Origin of the sequence: Polaromonas sp. CG_23.6, assembly GCF_029892315.1 — a bacterium.
Taxonomy (GTDB): Bacteria; Pseudomonadota; Gammaproteobacteria; order Burkholderiales; family Burkholderiaceae_C; genus Polaromonas.
This window is the reverse complement of sequence record NZ_JARXUY010000001.1, coordinates 3,857,274-3,871,381: the sequence shown is the minus strand read 5'-3', so window position 1 is coordinate 3,871,381 and position 14,108 is coordinate 3,857,274. Positions and strand designations below refer to the sequence as shown.

The following is a 14,108-nucleotide window of genomic DNA, read 5'->3' as shown; positions in this document are numbered from 1 at the left end:
AGTAGATGGTGAAGGGCACATGGACACACCGCACCGTCCTGTTGAACGAAGCCATCACGGCGCTTCAGATCAACCCGGACGGTCATTACATCGACGCGACCTTTGGTCGCGGCGGACATTCGCGCCTGTTGCTGTCACAACTGTCGGCGATTGGCCGCCTGACGGCATTTGACAAGGACCTTGATGCGGTAGCCGAAGCGCAATCCATCGATGACCCGCGTTTTGCCATACGCCATCAAGGGTTCAGGCATCTGGACCAGATGCCTGAGGCCAGCATCGCAGGCGTGCTGATGGACTTGGGCGTGAGTTCCCCCCAGATCGACAATCCAGAGCGTGGTTTTTCCTTTCGCAATGAAGGACCGCTGGACATGCGCATGGATACCACGCGCGGTCAAAGCGTGGCCGAGTGGCTGCAGGATGCTTCGATTGAGTCGATGACCGAAGTCATTCGCGACTACGGCGAGGAACGTTTTGCCGGATTGGTCGCCAGAGCGATTGATCGGCACCGGCAGGCATCCGGCCCGCTTTCCACCACAGCCGAATTGGCGGATGTGGTGGCCAGTGCCGTGAAGACGCGCGAACCGGGCAAGGACCCGGCAACGCGGACTTTCCAGGCGCTGCGGATTTTTATCAATGCCGAACTGGAAGAACTGGAGCAAGCGTTGAAGGCGTCGCTCAAGGTGCTGCAGCCTGGTGGGCGCCTGGTGGTGATCAGCTTTCACTCGCTTGAAGATCGCATCGTCAAGCAATTCATGGCAGCACATTCGCGCGAGGTATATGACCGGCGCACGCCTTTTGCCGCGCCCAAGGTGATGCAACTCAAGGCGCTGGGACGCACCAAGCCCAGCGATGAGGAAGTTGCTGGCAATCCGCGCTCACGCAGCGCCGTGATGCGCGTGGCCGAGCGCACCGGAGAAGCCGCATGAACTTTGTTTACGCTGTTGGCATGAGAGACAGGCCATGGGACGTCTGAATTTCGTGCTGCTGCTGGTTGTGCTGGCCAGTGCGCTGTACCTGGTGCAAACCCAGTATGAGTCGCGCCGTCTTTATGTGGAACTTGAAAAGGCGGCGGCACAGAGCCGCAAGATTGAAACCGAAAGCGAGCGGCTGCAGGTGGAAAAACGTGCGGAAGCCACACCGCTGAAGATTGAGAAGCTGGCCAAGGACCGGCTTCAGATGCGCACTACCACGCCGGCCATTACGGAGTACATCAAGTACAAATCCGCTGCCGATGTTGCGGCCGCTGCAGGCCAAAAGGCGCAGCATGAGTAGAAAAAATGTTCTTTATACGTCCAGCCCCCTGCTGGCCAGCAAGACGCCTGTCTGGCGAAGCAAACTCATCGTTGCGCTCATCGCACTGGCGTTTGCCGGCCTTGCAGTCAGGGCGGCTTATATACAGGTGTACGCCAACGAATTTTTTCAGCGCCAAGGCCAGGTGCGGTTTGCACGGACGCTCGATCTGCCAGCCAACCGTGGACGCATCCTGGACCGCAACGGGCTGATTTTGGCGTCCAGCGTTCCGGCCTTTAGCATCTGGGCCATTCCTGAAGACGTCAAGGCCAGTCCTGAACAACTGACCGAATTGGCCCGCTTGCTGGAAATGCCGCTGGCCGATCTGAAAAAGAAGTTTAGCGACGAAGACAAGAACTTTGTCTGGGTCAAGCGTCAACTGGAACAACCCGTTTCCCGGAAAATCAGCGATCTCGGCATTCCCGGCATTTACCAGCGCAAGGAATACAAGCGCAAGTACCCCGAAGGCGAAACCATCGCCCACATCGTTGGTTTCACCAATGTGGAAGACAAGGGGCAGGAAGGTATCGAGCTGACCTTCAACCAGGCACTGTCGGGCAAGGCAGGTTCACGCCGTGTCATCAAGGACCGGCTGGGCCGCGTGGTCGAAGGCGTGGGCGAACAGATTCCGCCTGTTGACGGCAAGGACATTCAGCTCAGCGTTGACAGCAAGGTGCAGTTCTTCGCCTATCAGAAGCTGCGCGATGCGGTGATCGCGCGCAAAGCCAAGGCTGGCAGTGTCGTGGTGATTGACTCAATTACCGGTGAGGTGCTGGCGCTGGCGAATTACCCAAGCTTTGTGCCAGACAAGCGCCAGAATCTGACCGGCGAGCAATTGCGTAACCGGGCTGTGACCGACACCTTCGAGCCTGGCTCGACAATGAAGCCCATCACGGTCGCCATGGCGCTGGAGGCCGGACGCGTCAAGCCGCAGACGCTGATTGATACCGGTCCCGGCCGTTTCAGTATCGGTGGCTTCACCATCAGGGACACCCATAACTACGGCATATTGACTGTCGAGGGCGTGATCCAGAAGTCCAGCAACGTGGGCGCGCTGAAAATTGCCCAGAAAATGACACCCCACGAAATGTGGGATACGTACGTCGCCTTGGGCTACGGACAGAAGCCGCAGATCGAGTTTCCGGGTGCCGTGTCCGGTCGCCTGCGCCCCTGGAAAACCTGGCGGCCGGTAGAGCAAGCCACCATGGCTTATGGCTATGGCCTGTCGGCATCGCTGTTCCAGATGGCACATTCCTACACCTCTTTTGCCCACGACGGCCAGATCATTCCCGCCACCATGCTCAAGAAAAATGAACCAGCAGTCGGCGTCAAGGTGTTTTCTCCCGAGACAGCCCACGCCGTTCGCCGCATGCTGCAGATGGCCGCCGCACCGGGCGGAACCGGCCAGCTGGCACAGACTGTGGGCTATTCGGTGGGCGGCAAGTCGGGCACGGCGCACAAGCAGGTCGGCAAAGGCTATGCCAGCAACAAATACCGTGCCTGGTTTACCGGCATGGCGCCGATCGAGTCGCCACGCATCATCGTCGCGGTGATGATCGACGAGCCCAGTGACGGCAAATACTTTGGCGGCATTGCCGCCGCTCCGGTGTTCAGCGAAGTGGTTCAACAAACGCTGCGCATGATGGGCGTGCAGCCCGACATGAGCGTGAAACCGCAAATCATCACGCAGACCGTGGAGGAGTCGTTTTGACCACCGTCCAGCTTCGCACCCCGGAGCAGGCTGCGCGCTGGCTGCACGAGCGCGTGACCGGTACGCTGTGGGCCGACAGCCGCAAGGCGTGCAAGGGCGATGGTTTCATCGCATGGCCCGGAGCAACTACTGACGGACGGCAGTTTGTGAAGGCCGCTTTGGCTGCTGGGGCAGAAGCCTGTCTGGTCGAGAATGAGCACGTTCAGACTTACGGTTTCAATGATGATCGGGTAGCGACCTACGAGGATCTCAAGTCCGCCACTGGACTGATCGCTGCAGCCTATTTTGGCGCGCCAAGCGAGCAGCTCGAACTTGTGGCCATCACGGGAACCAACGGCAAGACCTCGACCGCCTGGTGGCTGGCGCAGGCGCTTGGTCGGTTGACGCGCCCATGCGGCTTGATCGGAACGCTGGGAATTGGCACACCCGGTGCAATGGTTTCCACCGGAATGACGACGCCAGACCCGGTGCTGCTTCAACAGCAGTTGCGCCTTTTTGCAGGCAAAGGCTTTTCAGCCTGCGTGCTGGAAGCTTCATCGATAGGTATCCAGGAGCGTCGCCTGGACGGAACGAAGATTCAGGTCGCAGTGTTCACCAATTTCACCCAAGACCATCTTGACTACCACGCATCAATGGACGCCTATTGGGCATCCAAGAAAGCGCTGTTCGACTGGCCTGGTCTGCGGGCAGCAGTCATCAATATAGACGACCACAAGGGTCTGGAGCTGGCTGGTTTTCTGGCATCAAAGCCGCTCGACTGCTGGACGGTGTCATGCGTTGGTCCTGCGCGGCTTGAGGCACAGGCGATCCGCCAAGGCCCGCAGGGTTTGAGCTTCGAGGTGGTGGAAGGCGCCGATCGTCACAGGCTTTCAACCACCATGGTGGGCTTGTACAACGTGTCAAATTTACTGGGTGTCGTGGCCACCCTGCGGGCGATGGCGGTGCCCCTGGCCGAGGCAGTAGCTTCCTGCGTGGATTTGTTGCCAGTACCCGGCCGCACTGAAACTCTGGCGATGGCCGGCCAGCCGCTGGTCGTCATCGACTATGCGCACACGCCCGATGCGCTGGAAAAAGTGCTGTTGGCGCTCAGGCCGGTGGCACAGGGCCGGGGCGGCAAGCTGTGGTGTGTTTTTGGCTGTGGTGGTGACCGTGACACCAGCAAGCGGCCCCTGATGGCAGCCGCGGCAGAAAAAATTGCTGACCAACTGGTGCTGACCAGCGACAACCCCAGAAGCGAAAACCCGCTGCGCATTATTGAACAGATGAAAAAAGGCCTGAACCAGCCGCAGGCTGCGCATGAAGAGCCGGACCGGCATGCCGCCATCGCTTATGCCGTGGTGCGAGCCCAAGTGCAGGACGTTGTATTGCTGGCCGGCAAAGGGCATGAAAACTACCAGGAAATCAACGGTGTGAAGATGGTATTTTCCGACCGCGACCAAGCGCAGGCTGCCCTGAATGCCATGGCGGCAGGGCGCCGGGCAAAGGCGGTCGCATGAAGCGCCTGGAGCAACTCGCGGCCTGGTTGCCTTTGTCCCGGCTGGTGGGCGACGGCAGTGTTGCCCCGCTGCGAATTCATACCGATACGCGAAGCCTGCGGCCGGGCGACCTGTTTGTCGCGCTCAAGGGCGAACATTTCGACGCACACGATTTTTTGCCAAAAGCCAAGGCTCAAGGCGCTGTGGCCGCCATTGCACAGCACGGCCTGGCACGGGCTGGCCTGTCCGGTATTGAAGTCGCCGACACCCGCCTGGCGCTGGGCCAGATCGGCGCTGCCTGGCGTTCGCAGTTCAGCCTGCCGCTGATTGCCGTGACGGGCAGCAACGGAAAAACCACGGTGACGCAGATGATCGCGGCGATTCTGCAGGCCTGGAAACCCGAAGAAGCATTCTCGACCGAAGGCAACCTCAACAACGATATCGGCGTTCCCCTGACATTGCTGCGCCTGCGCGCTGCGCACAAGGTCGGTGTGGTTGAACTCGGAATGAACCACGCTGGCGAAATTGCCTATCTGGCCGATCTGGTTCGGCCGACGGTGGCGCTGGTCAACAACGCCCAGCGCGAACACCTTGAATTCATGGCCACGGTGCAAGCCGTTGCCCTTGAAAATGGCGCGGTGCTGGCCTCGCTGGATGCGTCTGGCATAGCCGTTTTCCCTGCCGACGATGTTTATACCGAGCTATGGCGGCGTCTGGCGGGCGCACGCCCGGTCATGACGTTTGCGCTTGAAGGGCCGGCCGATGTGACAGGCAGTGCGAGGTGGAATGGCGACGGCTGGGACGTTGAAGCCCGTACGCCGTCGGGGCTGCTGGCGTTTGCGCTGAATGTGGCGGGCCGGCACAACGTCAAGAATGCACTGGCGGCCATCGCCTGCGCATTGGCCGCCGGCGTTCCGCCGGCTTTCATCAGCGCCGGCCTTTCGGCGTTCATGCCGGTCAAGGGGCGGTCGCGTGCCTTGTCGGTTTCGCTGCCGGGACGCACGGTGACGCTGGTTGACGACACCTATAACGCCAACCCCGATTCAATGGAGGCGGCCCTCCAGGTGCTGGCCGAGCTTCCCGGGCCGCGCTTGCTGGTCATGGGTGATATGGGCGAGGTCGGCAGCCAGGGGCCACAGTTCCACCGTGAAGCTGGCCGAAATGCCCGTGCGTTGGGAGTCGAAAAGCTTTTCACGCTGGGTGAACAGTCGCACAGCGCAGGCGTCGCTTTTGGGGACAGTCGTCATTTCACCAGCATGGCCGAACTGAGCACCGCCGTGGTGGACGAACTGCCGCACGTTGCCAGCATGCTGGTGAAAGGTTCACGGTTCATGAAGATGGAGCGCGTGGTCGAAGCGGCCATGGCCGCTGGCGCCGATTCACAAAAAGAAGACAAGAAAGCGCCTCATGTTGCTTAGCCTGGCCCAATGGCTCCAGACCCTATCGCCTGACCTGGGATTCCTGCGGGTGTTCCAGTACCTGACCCTGCGCGCTGTGATGGCCGCGCTCACCGCGCTACTCATCGGCCTGCTGGCCGGCCCGTTCGTGATTCGCCGGCTGATCACGCTCAAGATCGGCCAGCCGATCCGTGAGTACGCCATGCAGACGCACCTGAGCAAAAGCGGCACGCCGACCATGGGTGGTGTGTTGATTTTGATGGCGATCGGCATTTCCACGCTGCTGTGGTTCGATCTGTCCAACCGCTTTGTCTGGATCGTGCTGCTGGTGACCTTCGGCTTTGGCGCTATCGGCTGGGCCGATGACTGGCGCAAAGTGGTGCTCAAAGACCCGGAAGGCATGCGGTCGCGCGAAAAATATTTATGGCAATCCGTTATTGGCCTGATGGCCGCGCTCTACCTCGTGTTCAGCATCTCGGAAAGTTCCAACATGCGCGTGCTGGAACTGTTTGTCAGCTGGGTGCGGTCGGGGTTCGATGTCAGCTTGCCGCCCAACGCCGGGCTGCAACTGCCGTTCATGAAGGAAATCAGCTACCCGCTGGGCGTCTTCGGTTTTGTGATCCTGACGTACCTGGTCATTGTCGGCTCCAGCAATGCCGTGAACCTGACCGACGGCCTGGATGGGCTGGCCATCATGCCGGTGGTGATGGTTGGCTCGTCGCTGGGCGTGTTTGCTTATGTGACAGGCAGCTCGGTCTATTCCAAATACCTGCTGTTTCCCCACATCCCCGGTTCAGGCGAGTTGCTGATCTTTTGTGCCGCCATGGCAGGCGCCGGACTGGCCTTTTTGTGGTTCAACACCCATCCGGCGCAGGTCTTCATGGGCGATGTTGGGGCGCTGGCGCTGGGCGCGGCGCTGGGCACCATCGCCGTTATCGTGCGCCAGGAAATCGTGCTGGCGATCATGGGTGGAATCTTTGTGGTGGAGGCGCTGTCGGTCATGCTTCAGGTCACCTGGTTCAAGTACACCAAACGGCGTTACGGTCAGGGACGGCGTCTGTTGCAAATGGCCCCGTTGCACCATCATTTTGAAAAATGCGGCTGGAAGGAAACCCAGGTCGTTGTCCGTTTCTGGATCATCACCATGCTGCTGTGCCTGGTCGGTCTTTCAACGCTGAAACTCAGATGAGAAACCTGGCACATCAAAACATTCTGGTTCTGGGGCTGGGCGCATCCGGTCTGGCGCTGGCGCGCTGGTGCGCTCGCTGTGGTGCCCGTGTCACCGTGGCCGATACGCGTCCTGCGCCGCCGCAACTCGCCGCCTTGCAGGGCAGCATGCCAAACGCCCGCTTCATCAATGCTGCGATGGATGGCGCACTGCTGGACAGCGAAAACTTCAACCTGGTGCTGAAAAGCCCTGGCCTGTCACCCGCCTCCATTGCTGGAGTCGTGGCGGCAGCCCGTGCCCAAGGCATCCCTTGCGGCAACGAACTGAGCCTGTTCGCGCAAGCCCTGGCCGAACTGAAACAGGACAGGGGTTATGCACCTCGGGTCATCGGCATCACTGGCACCAACGGCAAGACCACCGTGACGTCCTTGACGGGGCAACTCATCGAGCGCGCCGGAAAAACGGTGGCGGTGGCCGGCAATATCGGCCCCACGCTGCTGGACACACTTATTGAAAAGCTGGAGGTGCAAGCCCGCGATGAAACCTTGACGCTGCCTGAGGTCTGGGTGCTGGAACTGTCCAGTTTTCAGCTCGACGGCGTCGCGAATTTCCAGCCTGACGCGGCAACGGTGCTGAACGTCAGCCAGGACCACCTCGACTGGCATGAAACCTTGACGGCCTATGCCGCCGCCAAGGCGAATGTCTACGGCAGCGCTGGGCTCATGCTGCTGAATCGCGATGATCCTCAGGTGATGGCGGCATTGCCCGCACCCGTCAAGGGCAGGCAAATACGCCACTACCTGACCTTTGGTGGCGACGAGCCGAGGCGGCCGGGTGACTACGGGATCCAGACGGTCAACGGCATGGCATGGCTGGTACGCGCCGCCGAGGCCGACGAAACCCTCAAGCGCCGCAAGACCGAAGATGTGGTGCTGCATATCCAGCGCCTAATGCCGCTCGAAGCGCTGCGAATTCATGGCCGGCACAACGCCGCCAATGCACTGGCTGCGCTGGGTCTGGCCGTCGCCGTGGGTTGCCCGTTGGCGCCTATGCTGCATGGCCTTCGGGAATACCGGGGCGAGCCGCACCGCGTGGAGTCGGTGGCCGTGCTGCAGGGCGTGGAATACTTTGACGACAGCAAGGCCACCAATGTCGGCGCCACGGTGGCGGCGCTGGCCGGATTGGGCGTTGATCGCAAACTGGTGTTGATTTTGGGCGGGGAAGGCAAGGGCCAGGATTTTTCGGCGTTGGCCGATCCGGTGGCGCGCTATGTCCGGACTGTGGTGCTGATTGGTCGTGATGCGCCGCTGATTCGCGCTGCACTGCAAGGCCGACAGGTCGAGTTGCTGGAGGCGGCTTCCATGGCGCAGGCGGTCAGCCTGGCTGCTGCGCAGGCACATGCCGGTGACGCGGTGCTGATGTCGCCTGCGTGTGCCAGTTTTGACATGTTTGACAATTACCAGCATCGGGCACGGGTTTTTTGCGAGGCAGTTCAGGAACTTGCCGTCGAACAGGGAGCTGTGCTGTGACTGCCAAACTGCGTCGTACCGGCTGGTTTTCAGGGGCTGGCAAGGTTGCTTCGGATGCCTTGCCAGTGCGTTTGGGCGGCCGCAGTCTTCCGGGTAAGCTCACCACCCCGGTTCGATTGGCAGGACTCGATTGGGGGCTGGTCTGGGTCACTGTGGCCTTGCTGCTGTTCGGCTTGGTGATGGTGTATTCGGCCTCGGTGGCGATGCCCGACAACCCCAAGTTTTCGCGCTATGCACACACATTTTTCCTGACGCGGCATTTGCTTTCGCTGCTGGTGGCGACGCTTGCAGCTTATCTGGCTTTCCAGATCCCCATGGCCACCTGGGAAAAATATGCGCCCTGGCTTTTCATGGGTTCGCTGTTGTTGCTGGTGCTGGTGCTGGTTCCCTTCATTGGCAAAGGGGTCAATGGCGCGCGGCGCTGGATTCCATTGGGCGTCATGAACTTCCAGCCTTCGGAGCTGGCGAAATTTGCCGTGCTGCTGTATGCCGCCAACTACATGGTGCGCAAGATGGATGTCAAGGAGCGCTTTTTTCGCGCGGTGCTGCCGATGGCTTTTGCCGTGGGCATCGTCGGCATGCTGCTGCTGGCCGAACCCGATATGGGCGCCTTCATGGTGATTTCTGTCATTGCCATGGGCATTCTTTTTCTGGGCGGCGTCAATGCGCGGATGTTTTTGGTGATTTCAGCGGTGGTCGTGGTGGCTTTCGGCATGATGGTGATGTTCAGTGAATGGCGTCGCGAGCGGATCTTTGCCTACATGGACCCGTGGAACGAAAAATACGCCTTGGGCAAGGGCTACCAGTTGTCCCACTCGCTGATTGCCTTTGGCCGGGGCGAGATCTTTGGCGTCGGCCTGGGCGGCAGCATCGAAAAACTGCACTGGCTGCCCGAAGCGCACACCGACTTTCTGATGGCTGTGATTGGCGAGGAATTCGGCCTCATCGGCGTGCTGGTGATCATCGCTTTGTTCGTGTGGATGATCCGCCGCATCATGCACATCGGCCGCCAGTCCATCGCGCTGGACCGGCTGTTTTCCGGGCTGGTGGCGCAGGGCGTTGGCATCTGGATGGGCTTTCAGACCTTCATCAACATTGGCGTGAACCTTGGCGCCTTGCCGACCAAGGGCCTGACGCTGCCGCTGATGAGCTATGGCGGCTCCGCGATTGTGATGAACCTGATTGCGCTGGCGGTCGTGCTTCGCATCGACTACGAAAACCGCGTGATGATGCGTGGAAGCCGCATATGAACCCTCAGCGCTGTGCTTTGATCATGGCCGGCGGAACCGGCGGCCATATTTTTCCCGGCCTGGCCGTGGCGGAGGCCTTGCGCGCGGGTGGCTGGCGCGTGCACTGGCTGGGCGGCAAGGGCAGCGCAGAGCGCCCCAGCATGGAAAGCCAGTTGGTACCGCCGCGTGGCTTTGCCTTTGAGTCGATTGATTTCTCGGGCGTTCGTGGCAAGGGGCTGTTAACGTTGGCCTTCCTGCCGCTGCGCCTGCTCAAGGCTTTCTGGCAAAGCGTACAGGTCATTCGCCACGTCAAGCCTGATGTAGTGGTCGGTCTGGGCGGCTACATCGCCTTTCCGGCCGGCATGATGAGCGTGCTGCTGGGCAAGCCGCTCATCCTGCACGAACAAAATTCCGTGGCCGGCCTGGTCAACAAACTGCTGGCCCGCGTCGCCGACCGCGTTTTTACTGCTTTTCCACTTGTGCTGAAAAATGCCGAATGGGTGGGCAATCCGCTTCGGCCAGCTTTTACCCTGCAGCCAGATCCGACGGTGCGCTTTGCGCAGCGAAGCGGGCCGCTCAAGGTGCTGGTGGTGGGCGGCAGTCTGGGCGCGACGGCGCTGAACGAACTTGTTCCCAAGGCGCTTGCCCTGATTCCAGCGGCGCTGCGTCCCTGCGTCACACACCAAAGCGGTGCTCGCCAGCTTGAAGCGTTGCGCGCCAATTACCTGGCTGCCGGCGTGGGTGCCGAACTCACGCCTTTCATCAACGACACGGCCCAGGCCTTTGCCGATGCGGACCTGATCATCTGCCGCGCCGGCGCCAGCACGGTGACCGAAATTGCCGCTGTCGGTGCTGCGGCGCTGTTTGTTCCCTTTCCGTCTGCCGTAGATGACCACCAGACCGCCAATGCCAAATTTCTTGTTACACAAGGCGGTGGCTGGCTGGTGCAACAACATGACCTGACCCCCGAAAAACTTGCGATAATGCTACAAAAAACAGAGCGCTTTGCGCTTGTCCAGTCTGCGCTAAAAGCCAAAAACATGCAAAAAACAGATGCCACCGCCCATCTTGTCGCCGCTTGCGAGGAACTTGCGCGATGAAGCACGCCATCAAGCACATCCATTTCATCGGCATTGGTGGGGCAGGCATGTCCGGAATTGCCGAGGTCCTGCACAACCTGGGGTATGTGATTTCCGGCTCCGACCTGTCGGACAGCAGCACGCTGCAGCGCCTGGGCGGACTCGGTATCCAGACCTTTGTCGGCCATGCTGCCGGGAACCTGGTCAATGTCGATGCCGTGGTGACCTCCACGGCAGTGCAAGCCGACAACCCGGAAGTCGTGACCGCGCGTGAAAAACACATTCCGGTCGTGCCGCGCGCAATGATGCTGGCCGAACTGATGCGCTTCAAGCAGGGCATTGCGATTGCCGGTACCCACGGCAAGACCACCACCACCAGCCTGGTGGCCTGCGTGCTGGCCGAAGGCGGACTGGACCCGACGTTCGTGATTGGTGGCAAGCTCAACAGCGCTGGTGCCAATGCCAAGCTGGGATCGGGCGACTACATCGTGGTCGAAGCCGATGAGTCGGACGCGTCTTTCCTGAACTTGCTGCCCGTGATGGCAGTGGTCACCAACATTGATGCCGACCACATGGAAACCTATGGGCACGATTTTGGCAACCTGAAAAAGGCGTTTGTCGATTTCCTGCACCGCATGCCGTTCTATGGCACAGCGGTCTTGTGCACCGACGACCCGGTGATCCGTGACATCGTGCCCCAGATGTCCTGCCCCATCACCAGCTATGGCCTGAACGACGCCGCGCAAATACGCGCCGTGAACGTGCGCGCTGTCGGCGCGCAAATGCATTTCACCGCGCAGCGCCGCAATGGTGTGCAACTGCCCGACCTGGAGGTGGTGTTGAACCTGGCCGGCCAGCACAACGTGCTCAATGCCCTGGCAGCCATTGCGATTGCAGTGGAACTCAACGTGCCCGACGCCGCTGTGCAAAATGCGCTTGCCGGCTTCACTGGCGTGGGCCGGCGCTTCCAGCGCCATGGTGACCTGCCTGCCAAAGACGGCGGCCGGTTCACGCTGATCGAGGATTACGGTCACCATCCGGTCGAGCTGGCGGCTACGTTGTCGGCGGCGCGCGGCGCTTTTCCGGGTCGGCGGCTGGTGCTGGCATTCCAGCCACACCGTTACACCCGCACCCGCGACTGTTTCGAAGATTTCGTCAGGGTCATCAGCAGCCACGCCGACGCGGTCCTGCTGGCCGAAGTCTATGCCGCTGGCGAATCGCCCATCGTGGCGGCCGACGGCCGCTCGCTGGCGCGTGCGCTGCGTGTGGCCGGCAAGGTCGAGCCGGTCTTCGTCGGCGACATTGCAGCCATGCCCCAGGCCATCCTCGATACGGCACGGGGCGGCGATGTGCTGATGTGCATGGGCGCTGGTTCTATCGGCCAGGTACCCGCCGGTGTCGTGGCCATGCTGGAGTTCCAGGAATTCAAGGTGCTGGAAGGTCAAGCCGCATGAACGCCCATCCTTCGAGCTTCGGCAAGGTCGCCGTCCTGATGGGCGGGCGCTCCGCCGAGCGTGAAATTTCGTTGATGTCGGGGCAGGGCGTGTTGCAGGCGTTGCGCTCGCAGGGTGTCGATGCCCATGCCTTCGACCCGGCCGAGCGCGACCTGGGCGACTTGAGGAAAGAGGGTTTTGCCCGCTGCTTCATCGCGCTGCATGGCCGCTTCGGCGAAGACGGCACGGTGCAGGGCGCGCTGGAACTGCTCGGCATTCCGTACACCGGCTCCGGTGTCATGGCGTCGAGCATGGCCATTGACAAGGTCATGACCAAGCGCGTGCTGCTGTCCGAAAACCTGCCCACCCCCCGCTATGTGCTGCTGCGCCGTGGTGGATACAGCGCGGCAGAGGTCAATGCGGTCGCCGACACGCTTGGCCTGCCGCTGATCGTCAAGCCGGCGCGCGAAGGCTCGTCGCTGGGCTTGACCAAGGTAACTGAGCGCGCCGATATGGCAGCCGCTGTGGCACTGGCCGAAAAAATGGATGCCGACATCCTGTGCGAGCAGTTCGTTAGTGGCGACGAGGTGACCTGTCCGGTGCTTGGCACCGGCGCGCAGGCGCGGGCGCTGCCGGTGATCCGCATCGTTGCGCCCGAGGGCAATTACGACTATCAGAACAAGTATTTCACCGACACCACGCAGTACCTGGTGCCCTGCGGCCTGCCAGACGGAGAAGAGCAAGCCATCCAGCAACTCGTGCTGCAGGCTTTTCGCACGCTGAACTGCCGGGGCTGGGCCCGTGCCGACGTGATGATCGACCAGGCGACGCGCAAGCCCTACCTGCTGGAGATCAACACCTCGCCGGGAATGACCGGGCATTCGCTGGTGCCCATGTCTGCGCGGGCAGCGGGCATTTCCTATGAGGACTTGTGCGTCCAGTTGCTTCAAACCGCAGCGCTCGACTGCCAGCCCCGGGACGGAACACTGCTGTGAGCCGCACCATGCCACTGCCAGCCGCCCTGCCACCAGACGTCAGGCTCATGAACACCGTGTCGGTGCTTCTGGGTTTGATGTTCGGCGCCATGGTGCTGGCCTTGGGCATGGCTTGGCTGGCACGCCAGCCCGCCTTCAACCTCAGCGCCATACGTGTCGGTGGCGACTTGACGCACAACAATGCCGTCACCCTGCGCGCCAATGTGGCGCCCAAACTGGTCGGCAACTTCCTGACAGTGGACCTGGAATCCACGCGCGCTGCTTTCGAATCCGTGCCCTGGGTTCGCCGGGCCGTGGTGCAGCGCGAATTCCCGAACCGCCTGAAAGTGGTCCTGATTGAGCACAAGGCCGTTGCCTACTGGGGACCCGAGGGCGATGCCAGGTTGCTCAACAACCTGGGCGAGGTGTTTGACGCCAATCCCGGCGATGTCGAAAACGAAGAATTGCCGCTGCTGATCGGCCCCAAGGGCCAAGCGCCGCAGGTGCTGCAGGCTTACCACGAAATGCTTCCGTTGTTTGAAGAGATGGATGCGGTGCTGGAGCAGTTGCAGTTGAATGATCTGGGAAGCTGGCGCGCGCAGCTTGACAGTGGCGCGGTGATCGAACTCGGCCACGGTTCGCGGGCTGAAGTCCAGGCGCGTGCCCGGCGCTTCGTCGACACCGTGACGCAGGTGTCGTCGCGCTTCGGACGCGACGTGGAGTCTGCCGACCTGCGCTATCCCACCGGCTATGCGCTCAAGCTCAGGGGCGTCACCACCGGCGAGATCGCTGACAAAGACGACAAGAAAAAGAAAAGGTAAAT

The 14,108-nt window shown here is 61.2% G+C and carries 12 protein-coding genes; all 12 read left to right on the top strand.

Going from position 1 to position 14,108, the window contains the following annotated elements:
* The first annotated feature begins 5 nt into the window (after positions 1–5).
* From rsmH to H4V98_RS18245, 12 genes are read left to right on the top strand one after another with little or no spacing between them, the layout of a single operon-like run.
* Complete coding sequence (gene rsmH / locus H4V98_RS18300) at positions 6–926, top strand: 16S rRNA (cytosine(1402)-N(4))-methyltransferase RsmH (RefSeq protein ID WP_196862050.1); 921 nt, start codon at positions 6–8, stop codon at positions 924–926.
* A 34-nt stretch (positions 927–960) separates the two neighbouring features.
* A complete protein-coding gene (gene ftsL, locus H4V98_RS18295) occupies positions 961–1,272 on the top strand; it encodes a cell division protein FtsL (protein WP_196862051.1) in 312 nt (103 codons plus the stop codon).
* Positions 1,265–3,001: a penicillin-binding protein 2 gene (locus H4V98_RS18290; protein ID WP_196862052.1), complete on the top strand. Its 1,737-nt coding sequence runs from the start codon at positions 1,265–1,267 to the stop codon at positions 2,999–3,001. The genes ftsL and H4V98_RS18290 overlap by 8 nt, the downstream gene beginning before the upstream one ends.
* Positions 2,998–4,497 (top strand): UDP-N-acetylmuramoyl-L-alanyl-D-glutamate--2,6-diaminopimelate ligase, encoded by a 1,500-nt coding sequence (locus H4V98_RS18285; RefSeq protein ID WP_196862053.1) that lies wholly within the window; start codon positions 2,998–3,000, stop codon positions 4,495–4,497. The genes H4V98_RS18290 and H4V98_RS18285 overlap by 4 nt, the downstream gene beginning before the upstream one ends.
* Entirely contained in the window at positions 4,494–5,894 is a 1,401-nt protein-coding gene (gene murF / locus H4V98_RS18280) for a UDP-N-acetylmuramoyl-tripeptide--D-alanyl-D-alanine ligase (RefSeq protein ID WP_196862054.1), read from the top strand. Before H4V98_RS18285 ends, murF begins: the two co-directional genes overlap by 4 nt.
* Entirely contained in the window at positions 5,884–7,062 is a 1,179-nt protein-coding gene (gene mraY / locus H4V98_RS18275; RefSeq protein ID WP_196862055.1) for a phospho-N-acetylmuramoyl-pentapeptide-transferase, read from the top strand. Before murF ends, mraY begins: the two co-directional genes overlap by 11 nt.
* A complete protein-coding gene (gene murD, locus H4V98_RS18270) occupies positions 7,059–8,570 on the top strand; it encodes a UDP-N-acetylmuramoyl-L-alanine--D-glutamate ligase (RefSeq protein ID WP_196862056.1) in 1,512 nt (503 codons plus the stop codon). The genes mraY and murD overlap by 4 nt, the downstream gene beginning before the upstream one ends.
* Before the next feature lie 8 nt (positions 8,571–8,578).
* Entirely contained in the window at positions 8,579–9,820 is a 1,242-nt protein-coding gene (gene ftsW, locus H4V98_RS18265; RefSeq protein ID WP_231374568.1) for a putative lipid II flippase FtsW, read from the top strand.
* The gene (gene murG, locus H4V98_RS18260) at positions 9,817–10,899 is read left to right on the top strand and encodes an undecaprenyldiphospho-muramoylpentapeptide beta-N-acetylglucosaminyltransferase (protein WP_196862058.1); all 1,083 of its coding nucleotides are present in this window, start codon (positions 9,817–9,819) and stop codon (positions 10,897–10,899) included. The genes ftsW and murG overlap by 4 nt, the downstream gene beginning before the upstream one ends.
* A complete protein-coding gene (murC, locus tag H4V98_RS18255; RefSeq protein ID WP_196862059.1) occupies positions 10,896–12,332 on the top strand; it encodes a UDP-N-acetylmuramate--L-alanine ligase in 1,437 nt (478 codons plus the stop codon). The genes murG and murC overlap by 4 nt, the downstream gene beginning before the upstream one ends.
* On the top strand, positions 12,329–13,306 hold the full coding sequence (locus H4V98_RS18250; protein WP_196862060.1) for a D-alanine--D-alanine ligase: 978 nt from the start codon (positions 12,329–12,331) through the stop codon (positions 13,304–13,306). Before murC ends, H4V98_RS18250 begins: the two co-directional genes overlap by 4 nt.
* A gap of 8 nt (positions 13,307–13,314) precedes the next feature.
* Positions 13,315–14,106, top strand: coding sequence for a cell division protein FtsQ/DivIB (locus H4V98_RS18245; RefSeq protein ID WP_196862061.1), 792 nt, complete (start codon positions 13,315–13,317; stop codon positions 14,104–14,106).
* The last annotated feature ends 2 nt before the right edge of the window (positions 14,107–14,108 follow it).